A 26,568-nucleotide genomic window follows, 5' to 3' on the forward strand; every position below is an offset into this window, starting at 1 on the left:
ACAACAATTTATATCAAAAATAAATGAAAAGAATCCTTATCACCGGGGCAGCTGGTTTTTTGGGCTCCCACCTTTGTGACAGGTTCATTGCAGAAGGACATCATGTCATTGCAATGGATAACCTTATCACCGGAGACCTAAAAAACATAGAGCACTTGTTCCCATTGGAACGATTTACGTTCTACCATCACGATGTAACGAATTTTGTCCATGTTCCGGGGGTACTGGATTATATCCTTCATTTTGCTTCGCCGGCTAGTCCTATCGATTATCTTAAAATTCCAATTCAAACGCTTAAAGTGGGCGCTTTGGGAACTCATAATTTATTGGGCTTGGCCAAAGAAAAGAATGCCCGTTTTATGATCGCCTCCACTTCCGAAATATATGGAGACCCTCTAGTACACCCGCAAACAGAGGAGTACTACGGTAATGTAAATACCATTGGGCCAAGAGGGGTGTATGACGAAGCCAAACGCTTTCAAGAATCCATAACCATGGCCTACCACCGATTCCATGGACTAGATACACGGATTGTTCGGATATTCAATACCTATGGACCCCGAATGCGGCTGAATGATGGTCGTGTGATTCCCGCTTTTATGGGACAGGCACTTCGTGGTGAGGACTTGACCGTGTTTGGAGATGGTTCACAAACCCGTTCTTTCTGTTTTGTGGATGATGAAATTGAAGGCATCTACCGTTTGTTGATGAGCGATTATACTCTTCCGGTGAACATTGGTAACCCGAATGAAATCACCATTAAAGATTTTGCCGAAGAGATTATCAAGCTTACAGGAACGGACCAAAAAATTGTGTATAAGCCATTACCAAAAGATGACCCCATGCAACGTCAGCCAGACATTACTAAGGCAAGGGAAATTTTAGGCTGGGAACCTAAAGTTGGACGCGAAGAGGGAATGCGAAAAACATTTGAGTTTTTTAAAGGACTAACCAAGGAAGAGCTCGAAAAAACAGAACACCGCGATTTCTCTGCCCGAAATAAAAAGTAATTTTCATTTTAAAGGGGCATCCAAACAGTGTATTTTTGCCAAAATTTTTATTCATGAACATTTTGGTCCTGGGTTCTGGCGGTCGCGAACATGCCATAGCCCTTAAAATCTCACAAAGCCCTAAAACAAAAAATCTGTTTGTAGCCCCAGGCAATGCAGGAACTTCACAAATTGCCACAAATGTTGAGGTGGGGGTCAATGATTTTCCCGCTATCAAGCAACTGGTACTCAAGGAAAATATTGATTTAGTAGTTATAGGACCTGAAGACCCTTTGGTTAATGGAGTTCATGATTTTTTCCTGAATGATGCCGAACTCAAGTATATTCCAGTTATTGGCCCACAGAAAGCCGCCGCCGCTTTAGAAGGTAGTAAAGAATTTGCCAAAGAGTTCATGATGCGGCACAATATTCCTACAGCCGCCTATGAAAGTTTTACAGCCAAAACCTTGGAAGAAGGCTATGCCTTTTTGGAGTCCTTAAATCCACCCTATGTACTCAAAGCGGATGGATTGGCCGCTGGAAAAGGGGTGCTGATTCTTCAGGATTTGGAAGAGGCCAAGTCCGAATTAAAATCCATGCTGGTCGATTCAAAATTCGGGAATGCCAGTACCACAGTGGTCATTGAAGAGTTTTTGGATGGTATTGAATTGAGCTGTTTTGTGCTTACAGACGGCACCAACTACAAAATCCTTCCCACCGCAAAGGACTACAAACGGATTGGTGAGGGAGATACCGGACTCAATACTGGGGGCATGGGGGCCATTTCCCCCGTTCCATTTGCCGATTCCAGCTTTATGGACAAGATAGAACGTCAGATTGTAAAGCCAACGGTAGAAGGCCTTAAAAAAGATAAGCTTCCCTATGTTGGCTTTATCTTTATCGGGTTGATAAAAGTTGGGGACAACCCTAAAGTGATCGAATACAATGTTCGTATGGGCGATCCGGAAACAGAAGTAGTCATACCACGCCTGAAAAGTGATTTGGTCGAGGTGCTTCTTGCGATGGCGAATGGTACGCTGGACCAAATCAACCTTGAAATTGATGAAAGGGCGGCAACTACCGTGATGGCTGTTTCAGGGGGCTACCCAGAGGCCTATGAAAAAGGAAAGGAAATCACTGGTGCCGAAAACATTGAGGACTCCCTGGTGTTCCATGCAGGAACAAAACTTTCAAATGGAAAAGTAGTGACCAATGGAGGTCGGGTCATAGCCGTCACTTCCTTTGGAAAAGACTTTAGGGAAGCCCTGCAAAAATCCTATCAAAATATGGAAAAGCTACATTTTGATGGGATGTACTACAGAAAGGATCTCGGGTTTGACCTATAGATAAGAGTGGGAGCTGATGCTCTTGTCCTCTTCACCATTGTCATTGAAAATTTTCAATTGGTTCATCCAGTATACAGATGCCACCAAACCAATGACAAAGAAAATCCAATTTAGGGTGTTGGAGGCCCACCAGCTTTCCATAAAACGGAAAAAATCGTAGGGGGCAAAAAGGTAGTTTACAAATAAGTCTTCTATACCGTAAAAAAACTTGCTCATCTTGGCTATATTTACTTTACAAAAGTAGCAAAAGAAAGGATGATTTCAAGCTTTTTCGGAAAAACAAAACCCATAAATTACATTGTCCTTGGCGTTTTTTTGTTTCTTTTCTATTCCATCAACGCTTTTTTTGGTTTCGGAGCACAAGTTGTAACCCAATTCATACTTCTTGAACTGTTGGCTTTTGCAGTCTTGCTTTTGGCTTTGTTTATTATCAACCAAATTGTACGGACAGAGAAGGTGACCGATTTCAACTCCTACGCCATGCTGTTTTTTGTGCTCTTGTTGGTGGCCTTCTCCGAAACTTTGTTCAACAAAAATGTCATTTTTACCAACATTTTTCTGCTTTTGGCCTTTTGGCGATTGTTGGCCGTTAAATCCATCAGATTTGTAAAACACAAGATTTTTGATGCTTCCTTTTTAATTGGCATAGCCAGCCTTTTTTACGATTGGTCACTTGTCTTTTTATTATTGGTTTTTGCGGTCATCAATGTGTATGACAGGAAAAACTTTAAAAACTGGTTGGTGCCTTTTCTGGGAATTGCCACGGTTTTTATGATAACGTTTGCCACACTTAGGCTTACAGGGGCAACGAATTTTTTTGCCGAACACTATATATTTTCAATAGGATTGCTTAAGACAGAAACGTTGAATCAGGTCATCAATATAAAAACAATGATCTATATGTTGTTGATGCTATTGCTCATGATAATTGTTTTTGTGAGGGTCCGCAACATGGGGGGAGGAAAGTTGGTGTTGTTGCGAATCGTGCTATTTATTTTTATCCTTGGCGTGGCACTGGCCCTTTTCAGTCCCGCGGGTGCTTCTCCTCTTCTGTTCACTTTTTTCCCAGCTGCTGTTTTTATGGCCAATTATTTGGAGGGCATTAAAAGAACAAAGTTGCAAGAATTGTTCTTGGGGCTATGCATTGCAGTTCCCCTCTTGCTTTTTATCATACAGATCAATCGATAAATCATAAAGCAATATCTTTGCCCAAAACGTATAGCAATGTTCAGCGAATTTGCCTTCAACATATTTCAGGAAAGTATAGACACCTATCACATTAAGGACGATGTATACCAAGAATTTTCCAACCCGTATCCAAAGGATAAAGTGGAGCATTTGCTGTACCGTAAAAATTGGATTGATACCGTTCAATGGCATTATGAGGACATTATCCGCGACCCGGATATTGACCCGGTAGCTGCTTTGGACCTGAAACGAAAAATCGATGCCAGCAATCAAGACCGTACGGATTTGGTGGAGTATATTGACGGCTATTTTTTGGATAAATACAAAGCCGTTGAGGTCAAGGACAACGCTACCATCAATACCGAAAGCCCAGCGTGGGCCATAGACCGACTCTCTATTTTGGCCTTGAAAATTTACCACATGCAAGAGGAGGTGAACCGTACCGATGCCTCGCCAGAGCATATTAAAAAATGTAGTGAGAAGCTATCGGTGCTTTTGGAGCAAAGAAAGGACCTTTCCACAGCCATAGACCAATTGTTGACGGATATTGAGGCGGGGAACAAGTACATGAAAGTCTACAAACAGATGAAAATGTACAACGACGACGAACTTAATCCCGTACTTCGTGGACAAAAAGGGTAAATACACCCAAATCCTTATCATCCGCTTGTCCGCAATGGGTGATGTGGCCATGACTGTTCCCATTCTGGGCACTTTGCTCAAAAAATATCCCGACGTACAACTTACAGTGCTCACCAAAAAGCATTTCAGCCCCATCTTTGAGGGCTTGGAAAGGGCAGATGTAATTGAGGCAGATGTAAAGAAGAGGCACAAGGGTCTTATGGGATTATGGCGGCTCTACAAAAAGGAGTTGAAACCCATGCAATTTGATGCGGTGGCCGACCTCCACAATGTGCTTCGCAGCAGGGTGCTGAAAAAGTATTTTGCCCTTGATGGGACTCCTTTTGTTCAGATTGATAAGGGGCGCAAGGAAAAAAAGGCACTTACCCGCTCCAAGAACAAAATTTTCAAGCAACTTAAAACCACCCATCAACGTTATGCCGATGTGTTTGCCAAACTCGGTTTTCCCATTAATTTGTCCAATGCCATACCCTTAGATCGAGAGCAACTTTCAGAAAAAGTGTTGGGCTTGGTGCAGCAAGACACCAAAAAATGGATAGGGATTGCCCCTTTTGCGGCCCACGAAGGTAAAATGTATCCGCTGGAATCTATGGAAGAGGTAATCAAGACCCTAAATGATACCGACAAGTATAAAATACTGCTATTTGGCGGCGGAGCCAAGGAAGTAGAAGTGTTGAAGGAGTTATCAAAGAAGTATGAAAATGCCTTGTGCATGGCCGGAAAGCTCAATCTTTCTGAAGAACTGCAACTGATTTCCAATTTGGACGTGATGCTTTCCATGGACAGCGGTAATGCCCATTTGGCGGCCAATTATGGCATTCCGGTGGTGACCTTATGGGGCGTTACCCATCCGTATGCCGGATTTTATCCTTTTCATCAACCCGATGAAAACGCGGTATTGGCTGATCGGGAAAAATACCCACTGATTCCAACTTCAATTTATGGGAATAAAGTGCCTTCAGGATACGAATCAGCCATGAAAACCATTCAACCCCAACAAGTCTTGGAAAAGCTTACCAAAATTTTGGAAGGCTAAGCAAGAGCAAGGGTTGCCGAAATCGACTTGAAGTATTGCTTTAACTGTTGAATGTACTGGTATTTCAATTGGCGATTGGAGCTATCGGTCATCAAGGAACGCATACCCAAGTATGAGGCGATGATATAAGTGGCAGCCCCCTCACAATCCACATGGCGGGCAATATGGCCATCCACTTTCCCCCGTTTCAACACAGCAACCAAGTTTACTTCCCAAACACTCAGGATATTTTTTAGGTAACCCGATATTTCTTCATTACGCTTATTGAACTCAGTCAAGAAATCGTTTAGCATAAAGCCATAGGCCATTTCATTTTTTTTGCCGGGCTCCAAGGCGTTTTCCAAACTTTCCACAATTACGGGGAGCGGATTCTCATCGGTGTCCAACGGCTCTATTAAAAGCGCGTAGACTTTTTGCACAATAAGGTTCTGCACAATATTGATAAAGTAGTCTTCCTTGGATTTAAAGTGATGGTAAAAAGCACCTTTAGATAGGGACAATTCTTGGAGGATATCATCCAAACTGGTGTTGTAATAGCCTTTTTCGTTGAAGATTTCGAGACCTTTACCACATAAGCGGTGCATGGTCTCCCTTCGTTTAAGGGTCATTTCCATAAGATTTGGGTTTAGACTGTTTGGTCTGTGACAAAGATTCTACGGAAATGGGTCAACCCAAAGAATTCAAGATGTACTTCCCTGAAAAATCGGTGAAGTGTTCAAAAACCGATAAAACACAAAAATCCCAAAACGCAAACCGACTTGTGGGTCGGTCAAGAGGGTATTTTTGACCATCAAATAAACAAGTAAGATGAAACGACTATAGAAGTTTTATCAGATCGGATGATGGACTGGCTAGATGAAATAGGGTATTGATCAATTTTCTTCGAGATAGAGGTACGGTTGGGGTACTTTGTCACAAGTAAACAATTACAAAAAACCGTAAAATGAGTGAGCAAGGCAAATACCCAAAACCAATTGAAGCCTTTTTTCAAAACAGTGAACGTTATAAAAAAATGTCTCCTCTGAAAATCAGAATTTTAGGTGATGCACCTTATGTTGAACCAATTACATTTGAGTACTACACCATTTCTCCAGATGAGGTGGATATTGAGGAATACCCAGACAATCCTGAAGAGGATTTGGCTGAGTTATTCTACGGGGGGTGTTCTGATGAGGTGCAAGAGCATTTCAGAACAAACTTTGTTCCATTAATTTCAGAGACATTACATGATGAATGTGGTCCAACGGTATTGGGGGTTTATCTTGACGAGGAAAAGGAAAATTTCCCCGTGTATATCATAGGTGAGGGAACCGATTATGAGAAGGAAAAAGTGGCCAAGAGCCTTGATTCCTTTGTGGCCCTGTACTTCGCCAATAAGCCAAGTCAATTGGCCGCAAATTACGATACTGTACCGGTAATCAATAACACAACTATTGATGCATTGAACAGTAAAGACGATTGTTTGGCTTTTATCGACGCTAAATTTGATAAGCCCGTAACCAATACTGAATTCTCTCCGGAATATCTGGCAAGACGCACACCCGATGCATTCCTCGATAAGATTGACCCAAAACTGGCTTCAACTATTAGAAAAAGAGAAAGAATGCGGGACAAGATATTTGTGGACTATGGCTTTGACTTTTATGATGATGAGCACTGCAACTTGGTGTTCTTTGAAACAGATACCGAAAAATTACAACCATTCCAAGTGCTGGAGAATGCGGAAAAGTTTTGCGAAGATATGCTACAACGTGGCGTACACTCGCTTTTGGTTATCCCAAGGGGTCCTGAAATTGAATGTAAATTGTACAAGTAGAATTAGCGGTAAAACTCTTTCCTATATTAAGCCACCGTCCCTTGGCAACTACTACCTGCTCCTGCAGTACACCCATAACAATGTTGTGAAATCACAATCTCCCTGTCATTCAACAGGTCTTCGTTGTAATCTTTGATGTGTTTTACCTTGCTGGCCACCTTTAGGTCAAGCATTTGGTTAAAGTCGCAATCATACAACCAGCCATCCCAACTTACGGAAATGGTATTGGTACACATCACATTTTCTACTGCGGTAGGGTTATAGGCCTCCACCAGCGCATACATATAATCCTCATAATTGTCCGAAGCAATTAAATAATCCAAAAAGCGCGAAATGGGCAGATTGGTAATCGCAAACAGATTATGGAATTCAATATTGAAATCTTCCTTCAACGCTTTTTTAAAGTCGTGCTCCATGGCTGCTTGGTCGCCCGGCAAAAAGGCCCCAGAGGGATTATAGACCAAATCCAACCGCAAGCTGCTATCAGGCCTTCCATACCCCACCGCGTTCAAATCTTGCAAGGCTTGTATGGATTTATCAAAAACCCCATCGCCACGTTGCTTGTCCGTTTTGCCCCGAGTGTAATGCGGCATGGACGAAACCACGTGCACATTATGCTTTTTAAAGAATTCGGGTAGGTCGTGGTATTTTTTGTTGGCACGGATGATGGTCAAATTGGAACGCACAATAAAATCCTGAATACCCGCTTTGGCTGCTTCTTCCACAAACCACCGAAAGTTGGGATTCATTTCTGGAGCGCCACCTGTAAGGTCCAAGGTGTGGGCTCCCGTATTCCGAATGACCTCCAAACACTGTTCCATGGTCTCCCGGGTCATGATTTCCTTTCGGTCTGGACCAGCATCCACATGGCAGTGTTCGCAGACTTGGTTGCACATATACCCCACATTGATCTGCAGGATTTCCAATGTCTTTGGTTTTAATGGAAATTGTCCCGTTTTCGCAATCTTATCCTTGAAGTAGGGGAGCTCTCCATTTGCAAACAGCTCACCGTTCAGGATTTCCAACTGCCTATTGGTATTGGCGAGTTCATTTTCCCGAGCTTTTAGCGACTTTTTGGCCGCCTTTTTCATATCTGATAATATGCTTTGTCCCATTTTTAAGTTCTAAAAGTGTTTTGAAAACCTTCTAACATCTGACAGCGAAGCGATCTCCAGTTATTACATGGAGAGTTTGTTGTATTTGTTCATCATCTGCACACCGTGCACCAGCGTGGCACCACCCTCAATGGCGGCACCGGCGTGTACGGCTTCCATCATTTCCTCTTTGGTAATGCCCCGTTGGAGGCCATCTTTAGTGTAAGCATCAATACAATAAGGGCACTTCACTACATGGGCCACCGCAAGCGCAATCAATGATTTCTCCCGAGCACTTAGTGCACCTTCTTCGAAAACCTTACCATAATAGTCAAAAAATTTGTTGCCGAGTTCTTCACTCCATTCTGTTATGGAACCAAATTTTCTTAAGTCAGCTGGGTCGTAATATGAGTTTGCCATGTTCTGTTTTTTAGTGGATTATCGACATGAGCCAGTAAGGGAATTTCATGTCGGAATTATAGAATAAAAAAGGAGGGCCAAGTACCCGCACTTGGCAGGGTTATTAGGTAAACAAAACAGGCGAACCCTTATTAAAGGGGATGAAAAGGAATATATTTTTCTGGGTCGTCTTACCAACTTCAAGAAAAGCTATCGTCTGATGTATCAATTTGGAAAAAAGCGAGAGCCAACCGTCAACCAAAGTTGTGATGTGGTTGGATAGACGCTTGATGTCACTGGCCGAATCAATGTCGATCAATCGGTTTAATGAAGAAACCGTGCACCCCAATGATTCAAAATAATGCTGCGTGGCATTGAACAATATAGTTTCTTGCCAGGGAAGCAACTTAAAAGAATCTTGATGAAAGTTGGAAACATGCAGCCCCAACAAATAAAATCCACCATCCACTGCCGGGCCTAAAACCGTTTTACCATTTTGAAGTTGTTGATGGGTTTCCAAAAGATGTTGCGTCTTCAATTGCGGACTGTCATTTCCAATGGCGATGATGTTGGCAAAGCCTTCATCAAAAACAGATTGAATGGCATGGGCAAAACGCTCTCCAAAAGTTTCACCGTATTGTTCCCGTTCCGTGAAATGAAAATAGGGCAAACTTGCGGCCTTCACAATTTTAAGGGTGTGTGCATTTAAAGCATTAAAAAGTGAAGTATCGACCCCGATTTTTTTGATATGGCTATCCCGGTTCGCAGAATTTGCGAACACTAAAATAGCGGTATCATTAATTGGCTTTCGGTGCAATTATTCGATGTTTATCCTAAACATACAACAATTATTACTATTGATTTTGGTCGGAACACACCTATTTAAATTACAGATTTTGGGGCGTAGCTCCCATTTTAACATTCAGACCCGTCAGTCGGTTTTGAAAATGAGATGTTTACAGTTCCTCGATTAAGCTTTGAATGAATTCGACAAAAGACAGCAACAAGGGCCATTTTTGAATTGTACCGACTGCCTAGTCGGTAAATCTGTCATTTATTAAATCAAATCAGGCTATAGAAATAATGATTTTTTAATCGAAATCATGATGCAGGACAATGCCATCCACAACGCAATGCTATACCTTTGTGCATCATTGTTTTGCCAATCAAAAATGTTTGAAGATAAATCCATTGGTCTGGTGCTTTCGGGTGGGGGTGTTCGTGGAATGGCCCATATTGGTTTGATCAAGGCCATGCGAGAGCACGACTTGGAGGCCCAAATGGTGTCTGGTTCCAGTGTAGGTGCTTTGGTAGGCGCCCTGTATGCCAATGGAAACTCGGTGGAGAGTATGCTGGACTTCTTCCGAAAGACACCCTTGTTCCAGTACAGTTTTTTTGCCATCAACAAACCAGGTTTTATTGATACGGAGCGTTATTTCAGCATTTTTAAAGGCTATTTTCCTAATAACTCTTTCGAAAGTTTGAGCAAACCCTTGTATGTGGTGGCCACGGATTTGTTGAGTGGGGAGGAAAAGGTCTTCAACCAAGGTGAATTGATTCTGCCTTTATTGGCCTCTGCTGCATTGACACCCGTTTTCAGTCCCGTAGAGATTGAAGGGATTCTCTATGCAGATGGCGGGATTATGAACAACTTTCCAAAGGAATATCTGGAGGATAAAGTGGATTTTCTCATTGGAAGCAACGTTTCCATTGCGGCCAAAGTGCAAAAAACCGACCTTCGGAACTCGCTACAATTGGCGGGTAGGGTAACCAATCTCATGATTTATGCTTCCAACAAAGGAAAGTTGGGGCAATGTCACTTGCATATAGAACCCAAAGAGCTCGATAAAATCGGCGTATTGGATAAAAAAGGTATAGAAAATGCCTTTTCCATAGGTTACGAACACGGTAGCAGGGCTATTGAAAAACTACTGGCTTCTAAAGACTAAACATCATCATAATCTACTTTTAAAGTTGGGGTCAACGGGTGCGCCTGACAGGTTAGGATCAGCCCTTCGGCCACTTCACCATCGGTCAAGATTTGATTTTTGGCCATCTCGGCCTTTCCTTCCTTGACACGGGCAATGCAAGTACTGCAAACACCACCTTGACAAGAATAAGGTGCGTCTATGTCCTCATCGAGCACCGCATCGAGCACCACTCGTTTTCGGTCCATTACCAAAGAGAAGGTTTCATCATCCAAAATTACCTCGACCTTGGTTTTTCCTTCCAAGTTTTCGGCCATTTCATCTTCCTCATCAGAACTGGTGAAGAGTTCAAAATGGATTTTATCCCCGGAGACACCATTTTCCTTGAGGGTGTCTGACACAGCATGGATCATTTCTTCAGGGCCACAGAGATAAAAGGCATCAAATGGGGTCTCTTTGAATTTGTTTTTGATGACAAAGTTTACAGTGGAACGCTCAATTCGTCCAAAAAGGGCATCCTCCTCATGTGCCCTGCTGTAGACATATTGCACAAAAAACCGTTCGGAATATTTCTCTTTAAGTGCCTGTATTTTCTGAAAATACATGGTTTCTTCGGGGTTTTGGTTCCCAAAAACCAACACAAAGGTATTTTCGGGATTGCTTTCCAAAACAGTTTCGGCAATACTCATTATCGGAGTAATGCCACTTCCCGCGGCAAAAGCAGCCACACTCTTTTTGTCCGAAGTTTTGTCAAAAACAAAACGTCCTTCAGGACGCATCACCTCCAAGACATCTCCAGCTTTAAGGTTTTCATTGGCAAAAACCGAAAATGTACCACCCGGCATTTTCTTTATGCCCACGGTCAACTGTCCAGAAGAAGGAGCTGAGGAAATGGAATAGGCCCTCCGGAGTTCATTCCCGTTCAATGGGTGTTTTATGGTAATGTACTGGCCAGCCTTAAACTTGTAAGTGTCCGCAAACTCGTTGGGAACATCAAAGGTAAGTGCCACCGCATTTGGAGTCAATCGATCTACGGCGGAGATTTTTAACGCATGGGAATCGCTCATGAATACAATTTTGCTGCAAAACTAAGGATTACCCTTATTTTTTCCCTCATTTTTACAAAAAGGATGAGCATTGTAACAAATAGCATACTTTGCACACTAACAAGAAAACTACCAACCATGTTCAAACGTTTCCTTGGCCTTCAATGGAAATCTTTTTTTAGGGCGGCATCTTTTAAGACCGAGATTTGGATCAAAATCTTAATGGGAATTGGGGCGCTCTATTTTATCCTTGTTTTTCTGGGGATGGGCTTTGGCTCCTATTTTATGATAAAGAAAGCCGGAATTGGTGATCCATTGCGAATCGTGAACCAATACATGATTTACTATTTGGCCTTTGATCTTGTGCTACGGTACATGCTCCAAAAAATGCCTGTGACCAATATAAAACCATTGCTGTATTTGCCCATTAAAAAAAGCAAAGTGGTAAACTACTCCCTTGGGAAAACGGTGGTTTCCTTTTTTAACATTATGCACGCATTTTTCTTTGTGCCCTTTAGTGTGGTTTTGCTCATGGAAGGCTATTCCGTTGTCTCGGTAATAGGATGGCATCTGGGCTTTATGGCCCTAATTTTCGTCAACAACTTCATCAATGTTATGGTCAACAACAAAGACAGTGTCTTTTATGTTCTAGCGGGACTGTTTTTGATGGCCGGTATTTCACAATATTATCAGTGGTTTGATATTACACTATTCACCCAGCCTATTTTTGACGTATTCTTTGATGTACCCTGGACGGCAATAGTACCATGGCTCTTAATGATTGGGCTCTATTTTTTGGCCTATTCCTATTTTAAAAAGCACATGTATTTGGATGGTGGTCTGGCTACCAAACAAGCTGAGGCCAAAACAGAAAATCTTGATTGGTTGAACCGTTTTGGGAACCTGGGCACTTTCTTAAAGAACGACATCAAACTCATCAAACGTAACAAGAGATCCAGAACGGCAGTAATTGCAGGCTTCTTTTTTATTTTTTATGGACTGCTCTTTTTTACTGGTGCCCTTGAAGTTTATGAAGGTCCGTTTTGGAGCATCTTCGCCGGGATTTTTGTCACTGGGGGATTCCTTTTCAGCTTTGGGCAGTATGTGCCCAGTTGGGACAGCAGCTATTATCCATTGATGATGAGTCAGAACATTCAATATAAAGAATACCTCACCTCAAAATGGTATTTGGTAATCATTGCTACGATAATCTCCACCATTTTAGCTTCCTTCTATATCTACTTTGGATGGGAAGCCTACGCCGCCGTATTGGTTGGGGCCATTTATAATATTGGCATCAACAGTTATTTGGTGCTTTGGGGCGGTGCCTATGTGAAAACGCCCATAGACCTCACGTCAAATAAAAAAGCCTTTGGGGACAAACAGGCTTTCAATGCAAAGACACTACTCTTGACTTTGCCTAAAATGGTTTTGCCCATTATCATTTATGCTGCGGGCCATCTTTTGGTCAGTCCACTGGTTGGATACCTCTGTGTGGCCTTAGTTGGATTACTCGGCTTTGTGTTTAAAAACAAAGCCTTTAAAATAATAGAAGGCATTTACAAAAAAGAGAAATACAAAACTTTATTGGCCTACAAACAAAAATAGTATGATTACAGCGGAAAATTTAACCAAAACCTATACGCAAACAGTTCTGAATATTGATCATTTGGAGATTCCCAAAGCGCAAAGCTTTGGGCTGGTAGGCAATAATGGTGCGGGAAAGACCACCTTATTCAGTTTGTTGTTGGATTTGATTCAACCCACTACGGGGCACATCATAAATAATGGGGTACAAGTGGACCAAAGTGAAGCGTGGAAACCGTTTACTTCTGCATTTATTGATGAGACTTTTTTGATAGGGTATCTTACTCCTGAGGAGTATTTCTACTTCATCGGGGAATTAAGAGGTAGGAACAAAGCCGATGTGGATGCGCTTTTGTCCAATTACGAAGATTTTTTCCACGGCGAGATTTTGGGCCAGAAAAAATACCTCAGAGATCTTTCCAAAGGAAATCAAAAAAAAGTGGGCATCGTGGCCAGTTTTATTGGGAGCCCTGAAGTGGTGATCTTGGATGAACCTTTTGCCAATTTGGACCCAACAACCCAAATACGATTAAAAGCCATCATTAAGGATTTGGCTGCCAAAGAGGGTGTTACCGTATTGGTTTCCAGCCATGATTTAATTCATGTCACCGAAGTTTGTGAGCGCATTGTGGTGCTTAACAAGGGAGAAATCGTGAAGGATATCAAAACTTCAACCGAGACCTTAAAGGAATTGGAAGCTTTTTTTGGGGGATAAAAAGAGGCTGTCTAAAAAGCAACAAAAGTTTGAATTTGCCAGTTCGAGCGCAGTCGAGAACCTAAAGCATGTTGGTAATCAATGGGTTTCGACTGCGCTCAACCTGACAGATAACTAGCTTTTTAGACAGCCTCCAGACATGATCGTTTTTTGAATCCTGTTAGCACATGGCCGAAGTATCGTAATGGAACGACACCTTTTTGATTTTTCCATCCTGCACTTGGTAGAGGGCAACTTCCTCCATGTTCATCCGGTTGCCATCCTTAAAGGTAACATCGCTGGTCATGGCCACCGCAAAATGATTGCCCGCAACAACAGGATCACCTACGGTACCGCCATGGGTTTCTTGGATACCGTCCATCCATTGTTTGAAACCTTGTAAAATGTTGTCCAAGCCTTCGGTTACTTCATTGGGCATTCCGGGCATTTCCAAGCTAACGGCATCTTTCGCATATAGTTCGTAGGCTTCTGCGTGTTTGCCCTCTCGGCATAGGGCGACCAGTTTTTCTGCAACTTCTTGTGTGCTCATGTTGTTCTTGTTTTTTTGATTAATGAATAAACTTATTTCGGTTACGGGTTGTGGGTTGAATTTTTCAATATCCGGGAATTAAGACGAAACTACAAAAGCTTACAACACAGCCCTAAGGGCAAATACGACACTTTAAAGGGTTGTTTCTGCCACGGATATCCACTACATTTAGTACATGTAAATCCATGGTTATGAAACATGTAAGTATTTTGGTGCCCAAGGGTAATGCTATTTTAAGCAGTGTGGTGGGTCCGTTCAAGATTTTGTCGGCCGCCAATCGTTTTTTACAGAGCACAGGGGTGAGAAACGATGACTTTTTTGACATTCATTTGGTGGGCTTGGATGGCGACCAATCCTTGTACAATGGACTGTTCAGCATTCATTGTGATAAAACCATTGTTGAAGTAGAGAAGACAGATCTTATCCTGATTCCAGCTTTACGTACGGACAAGTTGATCGAGGAACTAAAATTGAATCAACCCTACGTGGATTGGATTATTAGTCAAAGAAACCGAAACAATGCAGAGGTGGCCAGTATGTGTTTGGGTGCTTTTGTGCTGGCCCGCACAGGTCTGGTGGACGGCAGACAGTGCTCTACCCATTGGGCGGCCATGGAGTTGTTCAAACGGATGTACCCCCAGGTGAATCTGGTCTCCAACAAAATTGTCACCGAGGAAGACGGTATTTACACCAGCGGTGGTGCGTATTCTTTTTTGAACCTCATGATCCACCTTATTGAAAAATACTGTGGCCGCGAAGTGGCGATTTACATTTCCAAATTTTTTGAAATTGAAATAGATCGCGAAGACCAAAACCAGTTCGTGATTTTTCAAGGCCAAAAGGAACATGACGACACGGCCATCAAGGCAGCGCAAACTTTTATCGAGGACAACGTGAACGACAAAATATCGGTGGAGGAGTTGGCCCAAAAATTTGCGATCAGCAATAGAAATTTTGTTCGGCGATTTAAAAAAGCCACCCAGAACACCCCATTGGAATACATTCAACGGGTGAAGATAGAAGCGGCCAAACGCAGTCTGGAAACCACCCAACAAAATGTGAACGAGATAATGTATCAGGTTGGCTATGCGGACCAAAAGGCGTTCCGTACTGTGTTTAAAAAATACGCGGGATTATCGCCCGTGGCTTACAAAACCAAATACAACCGGGCACAACTGGAATATCAGGGCCCCAACTCCTGGTGATTAAAATGTGGGTTCCCCAATTATCAGGCAAATAAAAAAACTTGTATTTTATCGATGAGGCTTATAATAATCTGTGTTTTTTTCAGTTAAGGTTACACACGATTATCGATAATTTTGAAGCTTCGTAATACACTTATCGTCACCATGGTTCTGGGAGGGCTGCTCTTTAATTCTTGCTCTACCAAAAAGGACAAGTTCATCAACCGGAACTGGCATGCACTGAATACCAAGTACAATACTTTGTACAATGGTAACATTGCTTTTGAACAGGGCAGGGAAGAACTCAACAATAGTTATAGGGACGATTACTGGGAAATCCTACCCGTGGAGCGCTTGGAAGTGACCGATGAGGTGAAGCTCGATTCTGAGGATAACAACCCCAACTTTATTATTGCTGAGGAAAAGGCCACCAAGGCCATCCAAAAGCACAGTATGGACATTAAGGATGAGGAACGGAATCCTCAAACCGATGAAGCTTTTCTCCTGTTGGGAAAGGCACGTTACTTTGACCAACGCTATATTCCTGCATTGGAATCCTTCAATTATATCCTTAGAAAATATGTGGAGAGCGATAAACTGAACGAGGCCACCATTTGGCGTGAAAAAACCAATATGCGTTTGGACAACCCTGAAGTGGCCATCAAGAACCTGAAGCGTTTGTTCAAATATGAATCGCTAAAAGATCAGGAATATGCAGATGCGAATGCCGTTTTGGCTCAGTGCTACATCAACCTAAATGCACCGGATACCGCCATTCAAAAATTAAAGATCGCCCAGGCCTACACCAAGAAAAATCCTGAAAAAGGAAGATACCTCTTCATCATTGGACAATTGTTCAACCAATTGGGGCATAAAGACAGTGCTAATTATGCTTTTGATAAAGTCATCGACCTTAATCGAAAATCGCCACGGGTCTACATGATCAATGCCCACTTGCAGAAAATTCGGAATACAGAGATTACCGATGCCAACGAGGAGGAACTATTGGAATATCTGACCGATTTGGAGGAAAATCGGGAAAACCGACCATTTTTGGATAAGATTTATCGTGAAGTGGCGCAGTTCCATCTAGCCAACGAGGAAGATAGTTTGGCCTTGGCCTATTATAACAAATCGCTCAGAGCAACCCAGAACGAACGGAAACTGAATGCCCTGAATTATCAAAGCTTGGCCGATTATTATTTTGATGAGGATGAATACAAAACGGCAGGGGCCTATTATGACAGCACCTTGACCAATCTTGCCGAAAACACCAGAAAACACCGGGACATAAAAAAGAAATTGGACAATCTGGAAGATGTCATCAAATATGAGGACATTGTCCAGTACACCGATAGCGTCATTACCGTTTACCAGATGCCCGAAGCGGAACGAAAGGCCTATTTTGAGGATTACATTGCAGAATTAAAGCGCAAGGCCGAGGAAGAGGAAGCCAAAAAACAGCAGCAAGCAGCGGCTGGTTTTGCCACATTTGCCAACAGTAAGGGAGGCAAAGAAAATCAGGGCAAGTTTTATTTCTATAACATCACCAGTTTGGGATATGGTAAAAATGACTTTAGAACCCGATGGGGCGACCGTACCTTGGAAGATGATTGGCGATGGAGCAACAAATCCAGGACATTGGTGTCAGAGGCAACTGGTGACCAAGTGGCGGGAAATGACCCATCGACTCAAAACCTCACCGAAGACCAAAAATATTCGGTGGAGTACTATTTGGGTCAAATCCCTACGGATGCATCCGTGATTGATAGTCTATGGACGGAGCGGAACTTTGCCAACTATCAATTGGGATTGATCTATAAAGAAAAATTTAAGGACAACCTTTTGGCAGCTGCCAAATTGGAAAGGGTTTTGGCTTCCAATCCTGAGGAGCGTTTGATTCTTCCCTCAAAATATAATCTGTACAAGATTTATGAGGAAAGTGGTAGTCCTTTGGCGCAGAACATGAAACAGGATATCATCAACAACCATCCAGATACCCGTTACGCGGAAATTCTTTTAAATCCACAAGCAGTTTTGGCAGGAAATACCGATAGCCCTGATGCACGATATGCGGCATTGTTCAAATTATACGAACAGCAGGAGTACCTTAGGGTCATTACGTTTTCTGAGGAATATATCAACAAATTTACCGGTGACCCCATTGTGCCCAAGTTTGAAATGCTGAAAGCCAATGCCATTGGTCGCCTACAAGGGTTTGAACAGTTTAAGGAAGCTTTGAACTACGTGGCCCTTACTTATCCCAACAATCCCGAAGGGAAAAAAGCGGAGCAAATTGTAGAAGAGCAATTGCCCAAGTTGGAAAACAAGGATTTCTCACCAGAAACGGGTTCTACAGGAACCTCGAACTGGAAGGTGGTCTTCCCATTTAAAATAAGGGACGACGAAAAAGCGTTAATCTTAAAGAAGCGATTGGAAGACGCCATTAAAGAGCTTAACTATAAAAATGTTGTTTCCAAGGACATCTATAATTTGGAAGATGAATTTGTGGTGGTGCATGGATTTCGATCTAAGGATTTTGCCTTGGGCTTTGCAGAGCTTATTAAAAACAATAGGGACTACCGTATTAAAGATGAGAATTTTGTAGTTTTATCGGAGAACTATAAAATTGTTCAAGTCCACAAGAATTTAGAATCATACAAAGAACATATTTTAACCCCAAAACCCTAGAACACAATGTTTTCTGACAACAAAAAACCCAGACCTATGAATGAACTTGGCGGACAACCCAACAGAATTGAAAAGAACACGAAGATAAAAGGAGACATTACTTCCGAGGCCGATTTTAGAATCGACGGCAAACTGGAAGGCAATGTAAAAACATCTGGTAAAGTGGTCATTGGAAAAGATGGCTACATCAACGGAAAGGTGGAATGTGTAAATGCCGATATCGAAGGAAAATTTAATGGAGAGCTCAACGTAAAGGACTTGCTTTCCTTGAAAGCCTCTGCCATTATTGAAGGCACGGTAACTGTGGCCAAATTGGCGGTAGAGCCGGGAGCTACCTTTAATGCGGCCTGTACCATGGGCAAGGGCGCAACCCCAACCACTTCGTCGTCTTCACCGGCGCCAAAATTGGAGTCTACCAAAAGCAATGAGCCAGCAAAAGCCTCCTAAAAAAAAGAACACCTTCAGAAATGCGGCGATCCTAACAGGCATAGGCTTTGAAATGGGGGCCATTATTTATTTGTCCGTCCAAGGCGGAAAATGGTTGGACGCCGAATATCAAAACGAAAAGAATATTTTTACGGTAATTGCCACTTTATTGGGAGTGGCAATTTCTATTTGGCTAGTTTTGCAACAGTTAAAACGTATTAAATATTGATGTTAAAACGCAACCTGTTCGCCCAGTTTCTTCTCCTTCTTCTGCTGTTGTTGATTCTTGCTTTTGCAGGGCATTTGTTTGTCTTGTCCAGGAAGGGACTTCCACTTTATGGTAATTTAATTGTGCGCTCCTATGTGATCAATGCCATTTTGGCCGTGATCATTTTTGGATTGCTATTCCGTTTTAGGGAACGCTTGAAGAACCAAATTGGGTTTTTGTTCATGGCCGGAAGTTTGGTGAAGTTTGTGTTTTTCTTCATCTTTTTCTACCCCACTTACATTAGTGATGGGGACATGTCTGGCCAAGAATTCGCTGCTTTTTTTGTCCCGTACGCCATCGCCCTTTTTTTGGAGACTTTTTATGCCTCCAGAATGCTTAAAATTTTGGAGGAATCCTCTGAAGATTAGGCGACTCAAAATCCTCAAAAATAAAAGTTTGAAAGCTTTTTTCTTTTTAGAAGAATGGCTTACATTTGCACCGATTTTGAGAGACCGATATTTTGAGCGAAATGCGAAAGACTTTTTTTACGAGATTAATTCTTGTCGGAACACTATTGTTGGCCCAGTTCAGTTTTGCCAAAGAACAGGAACACGAAACTGAAGAACACGGCAAGGACCTAAAGACTGAAATTAAGGAGTACATTTCCCATCACCTTAAGGATTCTCACGACTTTTCCTTATTCTCCTACACAGCGGAAAACGGTGAGCACAAATATGTTGGTTTTCCTTTGCCCGTAATTTTAATAGATGACGGATTAAAGGTTTTCTCCTCCTCAAAATTCCATCACGGGGAAACCGTGGCCGAAGTGGACGGCAACTATTACAAGCTGTACCACGGAAAAATTTACAAAACCGATGCCGAGGGCACCATCAATTATGATGAAGAGCACCATCCTACCAACGTAAAACCGTTGGACTTTTCCATCACCAAAAATGTGGTAATGATTATTGTTACAGGTTTGCTGATGTTGTGGTTGTTCACCAGTTTGGCCAAATCCTATGCCAAGAACAACGGTATTCCAACTGGGGCGGGTCGCTTTTTTGAACCTATTATATTATATGTTAGGGACGATATTGCCAGACCCAATATCGGTGAAAAGAAATACAAAAAATACATGCCGTACCTGTTGACCATCTTCTTCTTTATATGGTTCTTGAACATGTTCGGCCTAACCCCACTAGGGATTAACGTTACAGGAAACATCGCCATTACCTTTGCATTGGCCTTGATGACCTTTTTATTGACCAACTTCACTGGAACAAAGGATTACTGGATGCACCAGTTCAATCCACTTGGCGACTCCATGCCTTGGTACGCCAAGATACCTTTGTATATTATTCTTGTTCCTATTGAGATTTTGGGATTGTTCATCAAGCCATTCTCACTGCTCATCCGTTTGTACGCAAACATGCAGGCAGGCCACATTGTATTGATGAGCTTGATCGGGTTGATGTTCATTTTTAAAAGTTGGATCGGAAGCCCATTGTCCTTTGGACTGGCCTTTGCCATTTCATTGATAGAAGTATTGGTAGCCTTGCTACAAGCCTATATTTTCACCATGTTGAGTGCGTTGTACTTCGGATTTGCCTCCGAGGACCATCATGCAGAAGGTCATGAAGATGACCCAGAGTTGGTGCATCTATAGGATATGTCGTTCCCGCTGTTCCCTGAGCGTAGTCGAAGGGAAGCAGGAATCAAGTAAGTTGAATTTTTAATTTTTAAACTAGATAGATATGGAAGTTCCAGTAATGGTAGGTGCAGGTTTGGTTGTAATCGGTGCAGGTATCGGTATCGGTAAAATTGGTGGTTCCGCAATGGAAGCCATCGCTCGTCAGCCTGAAGCTTACGGAAAAATCCAAACAGCGATGTTGATTGCAGCAGCGTTGATTGAAGGTATTGGTTTTGCTGCTCTTTTTGCAGTGTAATCAAAAAACCCAGAGCAAAAGTTGTAACGGTTGGTTGCAACTTTTGCTTCATTAATAGTTTAAAAAGTACAAGAATAAAGCATAGATATGGAAAAGTTATTGGAAGAGTTTTCGTTGGGACTGTTTTTTTGGCAAACCGTGTTGTTCGGATTGTTGTTGTTCCTGTTGTACAAATTTGCATGGAAACCTATCCTTAAGGCGGTTAATGATCGGGAAGAAGGCATTAAAAATGCTTTGGATGCCGCCGATGCTGCCAAAAAGGAAATGCAGAATGTTACTGCCGATAGCGAAAAATTGTTGAAAGAGGCCAGAGCGGAGCGCGATGCGTTGTTGAAGGAAGCCCGTGAAATCAAAGAAAGTATTGTTTCCGAAGCCAAGGAGCAGGCCAAAGTTGAAGGTAATAAAATGATCAAGCAGGCCCAAGCCACCATCGAAAGTGAAAAGAAAGCTGCCGTTTCGGAGATAAAGGCACAAGTGGCCAACCTTTCTTTGGAAATCGCGGAAAAAGTCATCAAAGAAGAATTGTCCGACAAGAAGAAACAACAGAAGTTGGTGGATGATATGTTGGGCGACATCAAATTGAACTAAAACAAAAGGTATTGGTTTGCTAAGGCGTGGTTGTAGCATAGTTTCAACATTAGCCTTTCACCATTAACCCAATAACCTAAAGAATATGAACCAAAACAGGGCAGCCATACGCTACGCAAAAGCAACCTTGGATTTCGCTATCGAAAAGAAAGCGGCGGAAGCCGTGGAAAAAGATATGCGGGATATTTCAGTGACAATTTCTGAAAGTAGCGAGTTGGAAAAACTTTTGGAGAGTCCCATTGTAAATAATGTGGTAAAGAAAAATGCATTGCTTGAAATTTTCAAGGACTCCTCCGAGATCACAAAGGGACTTATCGCTACATTGGTAAGCAACAAGCGTATAGCCATATTGCAGGAAGTGGCCTTTAAATACATCATTCTTCATGAAAAATTAAAAGGTGAAGATGTGGCCTTCGTAACCACAGCTGTCCCTTTGACCGCTGATTTGGAAAAGAAAATATTGGCCGAAGTGAACAAAATCACCGGAAACAAGGTTACTATAGAGAACAAGATTGACGAAAGCATTATTGGTGGATTTGTATTGCGCGTTGGCGATTTACAGTATGATGCCAGCATCGCAAACAAATTGAACAGTTTAAAAAGAGAATTTACAAATAGTCTATAAAAATGGCAGGAGTAAAAGCCGCTGAGGTATCAGCAATTTTGAAAAAACAGTTATCAGGTTTTGAGGCTACCGCTTCTTTGGATGAAGTAGGTACCGTATTGCAAGTGGGGGATGGTATTGCCCGTGTTTACGGACTTTCCAATGCCCAGTACGGGGAGCTTGTGGAGTTTGATGGTGGCATGGAAGGTATCGTTCTTAACCTTGAGGAAGATAACGTAGGTGTGGTTTTGTTGGGTCCAACCAAGGAAATTGTGGAAGGAGCTACCGTAAAAAGAACACAACGTATCGCATCCATTAAAGTGGGTGAAGGAATTGTTGGCCGTGTGGTGGATACCTTGGGTAACCCTATCGATGGCAAAGGACCTATCGCTGGCGAAACCTATGAAATGCCCTTGGAGCGCAAAGCTCCTGGTGTAATTTTTAGACAACCTGTAAACGAACCTTTGCAGACCGGTATCAAGGCGATAGACGCCATGATTCCAGTAGGTCGTGGACAACGGGAGTTGGTTATTGGTGATAAACAAACAGGTAAAACCACCGTTTGTATCGATACCATCTTGAACCAGAAAGAATTTTACGATGCGGGTGAACCCGTTTACTGTATTTACGTAGCCGTTGGTCAGAAAGCATCTACGGTTGCTGCCATTGCCAAGACGTTGGAAGACAGGGGAGCTTTGGCGTACACCACTATCGTGGCGGCCAACGCATCTGACCCTGCTCCTATGCAGGTATATGCGCCTTTTGCTGGTGCAGCGATTGGGGAGTACTTCAGGGATACAGGTCGTCCTGCTTTGATCATCTATGATGATTTGTCAAAACAAGCGGTTGCCTATCGTGAAGTATCCTTGTTGTTGCGTAGACCTCCAGGACGTGAAGCTTACCCTGGTGACGTTTTCTACCTGCACTCAAGATTGTTGGAGCGTGCTGCAAAAGTGATTGGGGATGATGAGATTGCAAAAAACATGAACGACCTTCCAGAGGTGTTGAAACCAATGGTAAAAGGGGGAGGTTCATTGACAGCATTGCCTATTATTGAAACTCAAGCAGGTGACGTATCAGCGTATATCCCAACCAACGTAATTTCCATTACCGATGGTCAGATATTCTTGGAGCAAGATTTGTTCAACCAAGGGGTTCGTCCTGCGATTAACGTGGGTATCTCCGTATCCCGTGTGGGTGGTTCCGCGCAGATAAAATCTATGAAGAAAGTGGCCGGTACCTTGAAATTGGACCAAGCCCAGTTCCGTGAATTGGAAGCTTTTGCCAAGTTCGGTTCCGATTTGGATGCCGCTACCTTGAATGTCATTGAAAAAGGACGTAGAAACGTGGAAATCTTGAAACAAGGTCAGAACGATCCGTTCACCGTTGAAGACCAGGTGGCCATCATCTTTGCAGGTTCCAAGAACTTGTTGCGTGATGTTCCTGTGGATAAGGTAAAAGAGTTTGAAAGAGATTACTTGGAGTTCTTGAACGCAAAACACAGAGACGTATTGGATAGCTTAAAGGCTGGAAAATTGACCGATGAGGTTACCGATACATTGACCGCTGTTTGTAAAGATCTGTCAGGGAAATATAGAAGTTAGTATTGAGTATTCAGTACAAAGTATTGAGATGACTGTAGCAAATCGCTCAAACCTCAATACTAATATCTAGATACTAGAAAAATATGGCGAACCTAAAGGAAATACGGAATAGGATTACATCCATCTCTTCAACGATGCAGATTACCAGTGCCATGAAAATGGTTTCTGCTGCCAAGTTGAAGAAGGCCCAAGATGCCATCACGGCCATGCGCCCTTATTCTGACAAACTTACTGAGTTGTTGCAAGGACTAAGTGCTAGTTTGGATGGGGATGCCGGTAGTGCATTTACGGACAATAGACCCGCAAATAAAGTATTGGTTGTGGCCATAACCTCCAATCGAGGTTTGTGTGGAGCATTTAATTCCAACATCATTAAACAGAGCCGAACTTTGGTAGCTCAAACCTACGCTGGAAAGCAGGTGGATTTTGTGACCATTGGAAAGAAAGCCAACGATATCCTTCGTAAAAAGCATACCATCATAGCCAATCATAGCAGTGTTTTTGATGATTTAACCTTTGACAATGTAGCCGAGATTGGCCAGTTTTTGATGGACCAATTCACCGAAGGTAAGTATGACCGAATCGATTTGGTATACAACAAGTTCAAAAACGCTGCCACTCAAATTGTGATGACCGAGCAGTTCTTGCCCATTGCCATTTCTGAGGAAAATGGTTCCAGTGTTTCCGATTACATTTTTGAGCCTTCAAAGGCAGAGATTGTAGAGCAATTGATTCCGAAATCATTGAAGACCCAATTGTTCAAAGCTATCCGGGATTCATTTGCCAGCGAGCACGGTGCCCGTATGACCGCCATGCACAAAGCAACGGACAACGCGGCTGAACTCAGGGATGAATTAAAATTGACGTACAACAAAGCCCGTCAAGCAGCCATCACTAATGAAATTCTTGAGATTGTTGGTGGTGCCGAGGCATTGAACAACTAGAGTTACTAAAATATCAAATATATAAAGCCGCTTATTAAGCGGCTTTTTTTGTCTTCCAATCTTTTATTGTATTTGGACTAAAGCGTTTTATGTAACTTGTGGTCACTTAGTAAAGGTTATTAAAGAGAACACACCTATTGAATCCACTAAAAAGGCTTTTTAAACAGACTTTTATTTATGGACTGGCCACGGTGTTGCCGAGGGTCATTTCCTTTTTTCTGCTACCGCTGTATACCTCAGTTTTTGAAAACGCGGCAGGTTATGGACAGTATACCAACATTTATGCATGGATCGCCATCTTCAATGTTTTTTTGGCCTATGGTATGGAAACTGCTTTTTTTAGGTTCTATCATAAATCCGAGGACAAAAAAAAGATAATATCCACTTCGTTGATTTCCCTTTTGGCCTCGTCCCTTTTGTTTTTGATCATTGCATTGTCCGTAAAACAATGGTTGTCCCAAGTGACCAATATCAATGTGGATTACATCAAGTTCACCACGTTTATCTTGGTTTTGGATGCCTTGGTCATTGTTCCCTTTGCCTTGTTGAGGGCACAGGAAAAACCCATGAAATATGCGGTGCTAAAAACCATCAATGTAGCCATAAATTTGGCCTTCAATATCTTTTTCCTGCTTGTTTTGCCCAAAATGGTCCTAGAAAACCAGTCCGGATTCTTTCATGCCATGTATAAGGAAAACTGGGAAATTCATTATGTGTTGATTTCAAATGTTATCGCCAGCGGCATTACCCTGTTGATTTTGCTCCCCAGCTATTTTAAGGTTCCCTATCTGTTCGACTCCATTCTTTGGAAACAGATGATGAAATACGCTGGACCTGTAATGGTTGCTGGAATAGCATTTACCGTAAATGAAGTGTTGGATAAGATTTTACTGACTGAGATATTACCACCGGACACTGCTGAGGCAGAAGTAGGAAAGTATGGGGCCTGCTACAAATTGGCACTGTTCATGACGTTATTTGGAACAGCCTTTCGGATGGGTGTTGAACCCTTCTTCTTTAGTCATGCCAAAACTGAAAAACCACAAAAAACCTATGCACAGATTACCAATTATTTTGTGATTTTGGGCAGCATTATCCTTTTGGTCGTTGTGGCCTACATCGATCTTTTGGGCAAACTTTTAATTCGGAACCCTATTTATTGGGAAGCACTTGAGGTTGTCCCTATTATTCTTTTAGGAAGTTTTTGCCTTGGCATTTATCATAACCTGTCTGTTTGGTACAAAGTAACCGATCAAACCAAATTTGGGGCCTATATTTCATCCATTGGGGCGCTGATTACCCTTGTTATCAATGTTGGGCTAATTCCCAAGATTGGGTATATGGCTTCCGCCCTGGCCACATTGGCCGCTTATGGTAGTATGATGCTCTTGTCCTATTTCTTCGGAAGAAGATATTACCCGGTACCCTACAATATGCGGAAGATAACCTTTTACCTTTCCGTTTCAATTCTCTTTTCAGCACTATCCTTCTACGTTTTTAATAGAAATTTAATAGCGGGCAGCCTACTTCTTTTGTTATTTTTGGGATTGGTTTACAGAATGGAAGGAGCTAATTTAAGAAGCATATTTTTAAAGCGTGAAGATTAAAATCATCAACAAGTCTAGGCATAAACTGCCCCATTACGAGACATTGGCCTCTGCAGGCATGGACCTTAGGGCGAATATTGATTCACCCATTGTATTAAAACCCTTGGAAAGGGCCATTGTTCCCACGGGAATCTATATGGAGCTTCCAGTGGGGTATGAGGCGCAGATTAGACCACGTAGTGGTCTTGCCGCAAAAAAGGGAATCTCGGTCCTCAATGCACCTGGCACCATTGATGCAGACTATCGCGGAGAGGTAGGTGTGATTCTAGTGAACCTTTCATCCGAGGAATTTACTGTTGAAAACGGTGAGCGCATTGCCCAAATGGTCATAGCCAAACACGAGCGGGCCGAATGGGAGGAAGTGGAATCCCTTTCAGAAACCGATAGGGGCGCCGGAGGATTTGGCAGTACCGGAACACAATAAAAACAAACACTTACTACGTTATACTAA

General features: G+C 42.4%; 29 protein-coding genes. 22 read left to right on the forward strand and 7 right to left on the reverse strand.

Annotated elements, in window-relative coordinates:
- Nucleotides 1-23: 23 nt before the first annotated feature.
- Nucleotides 24-1,010 (forward strand): UDP-glucuronic acid decarboxylase family protein, encoded by a 987-nt coding sequence (locus FG28_RS06470; RefSeq protein ID WP_036380984.1) that lies wholly within the window; start codon nt 24-26, stop codon nt 1,008-1,010.
- A gap of 53 nt (nt 1,011-1,063) precedes the next feature.
- Nucleotides 1,064-2,335 carry a phosphoribosylamine--glycine ligase gene (gene purD, locus FG28_RS06475; RefSeq protein WP_036380987.1) on the forward strand — a complete coding sequence of 424 codons (1,272 nt, stop codon included), beginning with the start codon at nt 1,064-1,066 and terminating at the stop codon, nt 2,333-2,335.
- Here the strand turns inward: purD and FG28_RS06480 are convergent.
- Nucleotides 2,330-2,551: a hypothetical protein gene (locus FG28_RS06480; protein ID WP_036380990.1), complete on the reverse strand. Its 222-nt coding sequence runs from the start codon at nt 2,549-2,551 to the stop codon at nt 2,330-2,332. The two genes, purD and FG28_RS06480, sit on opposite strands and share 6 nt — an antisense overlap.
- Nucleotides 2,552-2,590: 39 nt before the next feature.
- On the opposite strand from FG28_RS06480, the gene FG28_RS06485 reads away from it, so the two are divergent.
- Genes FG28_RS06485 through FG28_RS06495 form a run of 3 tightly spaced genes read left to right on the forward strand, consistent with a single transcriptional unit; the run spans nt 2,591 to nt 5,201 of the window.
- Nucleotides 2,591-3,523: a DUF6427 family protein gene (locus FG28_RS06485; RefSeq protein ID WP_036380993.1), complete on the forward strand. Its 933-nt coding sequence runs from the start codon at nt 2,591-2,593 to the stop codon at nt 3,521-3,523.
- A gap of 36 nt (nt 3,524-3,559) precedes the next feature.
- Nucleotides 3,560-4,165, forward strand: coding sequence for a DUF4254 domain-containing protein (locus FG28_RS06490; protein WP_036380995.1), 606 nt, complete (start codon nt 3,560-3,562; stop codon nt 4,163-4,165).
- Entirely contained in the window at nt 4,149-5,201 is a 1,053-nt protein-coding gene (locus tag FG28_RS06495; protein WP_036380997.1) for a glycosyltransferase family 9 protein, read from the forward strand. Before FG28_RS06490 ends, FG28_RS06495 begins: the two co-directional genes overlap by 17 nt.
- On the opposite strand, the gene FG28_RS06500 is transcribed toward FG28_RS06495, so the two are convergent.
- Nucleotides 5,198-5,815: a TetR/AcrR family transcriptional regulator gene (locus FG28_RS06500; protein WP_036380999.1), complete on the reverse strand. Its 618-nt coding sequence runs from the start codon at nt 5,813-5,815 to the stop codon at nt 5,198-5,200. The genes FG28_RS06495 and FG28_RS06500 overlap by 4 nt on opposite strands.
- Before the next feature lie 329 nt (nt 5,816-6,144).
- Between FG28_RS06500 and FG28_RS06505 the strand changes: the two genes are divergently transcribed.
- A complete protein-coding gene (locus tag FG28_RS06505) occupies nt 6,145-7,017 on the forward strand; it encodes a hypothetical protein (protein ID WP_036381002.1) in 873 nt (290 codons plus the stop codon).
- Between the two features lie 26 nt (nt 7,018-7,043).
- Here the strand turns inward: FG28_RS06505 and arsS are convergent, their stop codons facing one another.
- The 3 genes from arsS to FG28_RS06520 all read right to left on the reverse strand — a co-directional run bounded on the left by arsS (nt 7,044) and on the right by FG28_RS06520 (nt 9,327).
- A complete protein-coding gene (gene arsS / locus FG28_RS06510) occupies nt 7,044-8,132 on the reverse strand; it encodes an arsenosugar biosynthesis radical SAM (seleno)protein ArsS (RefSeq protein ID WP_197062558.1) in 1,089 nt (362 codons plus the stop codon).
- Between the two features lie 63 nt (nt 8,133-8,195).
- On the reverse strand, nt 8,196-8,531 hold the full coding sequence (locus tag FG28_RS06515) for an arsenosugar biosynthesis-associated peroxidase-like protein (protein WP_036381006.1): 336 nt from the start codon (nt 8,529-8,531) through the stop codon (nt 8,196-8,198).
- Nucleotides 8,532-8,634: 103 nt separating this feature from the next.
- Complete coding sequence (locus FG28_RS06520) at nt 8,635-9,327, reverse strand: DUF2064 domain-containing protein (RefSeq protein ID WP_051947200.1); 693 nt, start codon at nt 9,325-9,327, stop codon at nt 8,635-8,637.
- A gap of 355 nt (nt 9,328-9,682) precedes the next feature.
- On the opposite strand from FG28_RS06520, the gene FG28_RS06525 reads away from it, so the two are divergent.
- Nucleotides 9,683-10,459 carry a patatin-like phospholipase family protein gene (locus FG28_RS06525; RefSeq protein ID WP_036381008.1) on the forward strand — a complete coding sequence of 259 codons (777 nt, stop codon included), beginning with the start codon at nt 9,683-9,685 and terminating at the stop codon, nt 10,457-10,459.
- On the opposite strand, the gene FG28_RS06530 is transcribed toward FG28_RS06525, so the two are convergent.
- The gene (locus FG28_RS06530; RefSeq protein ID WP_036381011.1) at nt 10,456-11,505 is read right to left on the reverse strand and encodes a ferredoxin--NADP reductase; all 1,050 of its coding nucleotides are present in this window, start codon (nt 11,503-11,505) and stop codon (nt 10,456-10,458) included. The two genes, FG28_RS06525 and FG28_RS06530, sit on opposite strands and share 4 nt — an antisense overlap.
- A 117-nt stretch (nt 11,506-11,622) precedes the next feature.
- Between FG28_RS06530 and FG28_RS06535 the strand changes: the two genes are divergently transcribed.
- The gene (locus tag FG28_RS06535) at nt 11,623-13,092 is read left to right on the forward strand and encodes a DUF5687 family protein (RefSeq protein WP_036381013.1); all 1,470 of its coding nucleotides are present in this window, start codon (nt 11,623-11,625) and stop codon (nt 13,090-13,092) included.
- A 1-nt stretch (nt 13,093) separates the two neighbouring features.
- A complete protein-coding gene (locus tag FG28_RS06540) occupies nt 13,094-13,786 on the forward strand; it encodes an ABC transporter ATP-binding protein (protein WP_036381016.1) in 693 nt (230 codons plus the stop codon).
- Between the two features lie 160 nt (nt 13,787-13,946).
- Here the strand turns inward: FG28_RS06540 and FG28_RS06545 are convergent, their stop codons facing one another.
- Complete coding sequence (locus FG28_RS06545; RefSeq protein WP_036381019.1) at nt 13,947-14,315, reverse strand: nuclear transport factor 2 family protein; 369 nt, start codon at nt 14,313-14,315, stop codon at nt 13,947-13,949.
- Nucleotides 14,316-14,506: 191 nt separating this feature from the next.
- On the opposite strand from FG28_RS06545, the gene FG28_RS06550 reads away from it, so the two are divergent.
- The 13 genes from FG28_RS06550 to dut all read left to right on the forward strand — a co-directional run bounded on the left by FG28_RS06550 (nt 14,507) and on the right by dut (nt 26,541).
- Nucleotides 14,507-15,520: a GlxA family transcriptional regulator gene (locus FG28_RS06550; protein WP_036381021.1), complete on the forward strand. Its 1,014-nt coding sequence runs from the start codon at nt 14,507-14,509 to the stop codon at nt 15,518-15,520.
- 144 nt (nt 15,521-15,664) lie between these two features.
- Nucleotides 15,665-18,190 carry a hypothetical protein gene (locus FG28_RS06555; RefSeq protein WP_051947201.1) on the forward strand — a complete coding sequence of 842 codons (2,526 nt, stop codon included), beginning with the start codon at nt 15,665-15,667 and terminating at the stop codon, nt 18,188-18,190.
- A 6-nt stretch (nt 18,191-18,196) separates the two neighbouring features.
- Nucleotides 18,197-18,637 carry a polymer-forming cytoskeletal protein gene (locus FG28_RS06560; protein ID WP_036381026.1) on the forward strand — a complete coding sequence of 147 codons (441 nt, stop codon included), beginning with the start codon at nt 18,197-18,199 and terminating at the stop codon, nt 18,635-18,637.
- On the forward strand, nt 18,615-18,845 hold the full coding sequence (locus FG28_RS06565) for an AtpZ/AtpI family protein (protein WP_036381029.1): 231 nt from the start codon (nt 18,615-18,617) through the stop codon (nt 18,843-18,845). Before FG28_RS06560 ends, FG28_RS06565 begins: the two co-directional genes overlap by 23 nt.
- Entirely contained in the window at nt 18,845-19,252 is a 408-nt protein-coding gene (locus tag FG28_RS06570) for a DUF6168 family protein (protein ID WP_036381031.1), read from the forward strand. Before FG28_RS06565 ends, FG28_RS06570 begins: the two co-directional genes overlap by 1 nt.
- A 101-nt stretch (nt 19,253-19,353) precedes the next feature.
- Nucleotides 19,354-20,490 (forward strand): F0F1 ATP synthase subunit A, encoded by a 1,137-nt coding sequence (atpB, locus tag FG28_RS06575; RefSeq protein ID WP_036381034.1) that lies wholly within the window; start codon nt 19,354-19,356, stop codon nt 20,488-20,490.
- 88 nt (nt 20,491-20,578) lie between these two features.
- Nucleotides 20,579-20,770 carry an ATP synthase F0 subunit C gene (atpE, locus tag FG28_RS06580; protein WP_036381035.1) on the forward strand — a complete coding sequence of 64 codons (192 nt, stop codon included), beginning with the start codon at nt 20,579-20,581 and terminating at the stop codon, nt 20,768-20,770.
- A gap of 87 nt (nt 20,771-20,857) precedes the next feature.
- Nucleotides 20,858-21,358: a F0F1 ATP synthase subunit B gene (locus FG28_RS06585; protein ID WP_036381039.1), complete on the forward strand. Its 501-nt coding sequence runs from the start codon at nt 20,858-20,860 to the stop codon at nt 21,356-21,358.
- 85 nt (nt 21,359-21,443) lie between these two features.
- Nucleotides 21,444-21,983, forward strand: coding sequence for an ATP synthase F1 subunit delta (gene atpH / locus FG28_RS06590; protein WP_036381040.1), 540 nt, complete (start codon nt 21,444-21,446; stop codon nt 21,981-21,983).
- Between the two features lie 2 nt (nt 21,984-21,985).
- Nucleotides 21,986-23,566: a F0F1 ATP synthase subunit alpha gene (gene atpA / locus FG28_RS06595; protein WP_036381043.1), complete on the forward strand. Its 1,581-nt coding sequence runs from the start codon at nt 21,986-21,988 to the stop codon at nt 23,564-23,566.
- Between the two features lie 83 nt (nt 23,567-23,649).
- The gene (gene atpG, locus FG28_RS06600) at nt 23,650-24,510 is read left to right on the forward strand and encodes an ATP synthase F1 subunit gamma (RefSeq protein ID WP_036381045.1); all 861 of its coding nucleotides are present in this window, start codon (nt 23,650-23,652) and stop codon (nt 24,508-24,510) included.
- 137 nt (nt 24,511-24,647) lie between these two features.
- A complete protein-coding gene (locus FG28_RS06605) occupies nt 24,648-26,117 on the forward strand; it encodes a lipopolysaccharide biosynthesis protein (protein ID WP_036381047.1) in 1,470 nt (489 codons plus the stop codon).
- Entirely contained in the window at nt 26,107-26,541 is a 435-nt protein-coding gene (dut, locus tag FG28_RS06610; protein WP_036381050.1) for a dUTP diphosphatase, read from the forward strand. The genes FG28_RS06605 and dut overlap by 11 nt, the downstream gene beginning before the upstream one ends.
- The last annotated feature ends 27 nt before the right edge of the window (nt 26,542-26,568 follow it).

It is taken from the genome of Muricauda sp. MAR_2010_75 (assembly GCF_000745185.1).
In the GTDB taxonomy this organism is placed as follows: Bacteria; Bacteroidota; Bacteroidia; order Flavobacteriales; family Flavobacteriaceae; genus Flagellimonas.

What these genes read in the sequence shown, in the direction of transcription:
- FG28_RS06480 (WP_036380990.1), bottom strand. Translation starts at nt 2,551, where the DNA reads ATGAGCAAGTTTTTTTACGGTATAGAAGACTTATTTGTAAACTACCTT.
- FG28_RS06505 (WP_036381002.1), top strand. Translation starts at nt 6,145, where the DNA reads ATGAGTGAGCAAGGCAAATACCCAAAACCAATTGAAGCCTTTTTTCAA.
- atpB (WP_036381034.1), top strand. Translation starts at nt 19,354, where the DNA reads ATGCGAAAGACTTTTTTTACGAGATTAATTCTTGTCGGAACACTATTG.
- FG28_RS06470 (WP_036380984.1), top strand. Translation starts at nt 24, where the DNA reads ATGAAAAGAATCCTTATCACCGGGGCAGCTGGTTTTTTGGGCTCCCAC.
- FG28_RS06560 (WP_036381026.1), top strand. Translation starts at nt 18,197, where the DNA reads ATGTTTTCTGACAACAAAAAACCCAGACCTATGAATGAACTTGGCGGA.
- atpE (WP_036381035.1), top strand. Translation starts at nt 20,579, where the DNA reads ATGGAAGTTCCAGTAATGGTAGGTGCAGGTTTGGTTGTAATCGGTGCA.
- FG28_RS06570 (WP_036381031.1), top strand. Translation starts at nt 18,845, where the DNA reads ATGTTAAAACGCAACCTGTTCGCCCAGTTTCTTCTCCTTCTTCTGCTG.
- FG28_RS06555 (WP_051947201.1), top strand. Translation starts at nt 15,665, where the DNA reads ATGGTTCTGGGAGGGCTGCTCTTTAATTCTTGCTCTACCAAAAAGGAC.
- FG28_RS06525 (WP_036381008.1), top strand. Translation starts at nt 9,683, where the DNA reads ATGTTTGAAGATAAATCCATTGGTCTGGTGCTTTCGGGTGGGGGTGTT.
- FG28_RS06530 (WP_036381011.1), bottom strand. Translation starts at nt 11,505, where the DNA reads ATGAGCGATTCCCATGCGTTAAAAATCTCCGCCGTAGATCGATTGACT.
- FG28_RS06535 (WP_036381013.1), top strand. Translation starts at nt 11,623, where the DNA reads ATGTTCAAACGTTTCCTTGGCCTTCAATGGAAATCTTTTTTTAGGGCG.
- FG28_RS06515 (WP_036381006.1), bottom strand. Translation starts at nt 8,531, where the DNA reads ATGGCAAACTCATATTACGACCCAGCTGACTTAAGAAAATTTGGTTCC.
- arsS (WP_197062558.1), bottom strand. Translation starts at nt 8,132, where the DNA reads ATGGGACAAAGCATATTATCAGATATGAAAAAGGCGGCCAAAAAGTCG.
- FG28_RS06545 (WP_036381019.1), bottom strand. Translation starts at nt 14,315, where the DNA reads ATGAGCACACAAGAAGTTGCAGAAAAACTGGTCGCCCTATGCCGAGAG.
- atpA (WP_036381043.1), top strand. Translation starts at nt 21,986, where the DNA reads ATGGCAGGAGTAAAAGCCGCTGAGGTATCAGCAATTTTGAAAAAACAG.
- atpG (WP_036381045.1), top strand. Translation starts at nt 23,650, where the DNA reads ATGGCGAACCTAAAGGAAATACGGAATAGGATTACATCCATCTCTTCA.
- FG28_RS06565 (WP_036381029.1), top strand. Translation starts at nt 18,615, where the DNA reads ATGAGCCAGCAAAAGCCTCCTAAAAAAAAGAACACCTTCAGAAATGCG.
- FG28_RS06490 (WP_036380995.1), top strand. Translation starts at nt 3,560, where the DNA reads ATGTTCAGCGAATTTGCCTTCAACATATTTCAGGAAAGTATAGACACC.
- atpH (WP_036381040.1), top strand. Translation starts at nt 21,444, where the DNA reads ATGAACCAAAACAGGGCAGCCATACGCTACGCAAAAGCAACCTTGGAT.
- FG28_RS06585 (WP_036381039.1), top strand. Translation starts at nt 20,858, where the DNA reads ATGGAAAAGTTATTGGAAGAGTTTTCGTTGGGACTGTTTTTTTGGCAA.
- FG28_RS06550 (WP_036381021.1), top strand. Translation starts at nt 14,507, where the DNA reads ATGAAACATGTAAGTATTTTGGTGCCCAAGGGTAATGCTATTTTAAGC.
- FG28_RS06485 (WP_036380993.1), top strand. Translation starts at nt 2,591, where the DNA reads ATGATTTCAAGCTTTTTCGGAAAAACAAAACCCATAAATTACATTGTC.
- FG28_RS06540 (WP_036381016.1), top strand. Translation starts at nt 13,094, where the DNA reads ATGATTACAGCGGAAAATTTAACCAAAACCTATACGCAAACAGTTCTG.
- purD (WP_036380987.1), top strand. Translation starts at nt 1,064, where the DNA reads ATGAACATTTTGGTCCTGGGTTCTGGCGGTCGCGAACATGCCATAGCC.
- FG28_RS06500 (WP_036380999.1), bottom strand. Translation starts at nt 5,815, where the DNA reads ATGGAAATGACCCTTAAACGAAGGGAGACCATGCACCGCTTATGTGGT.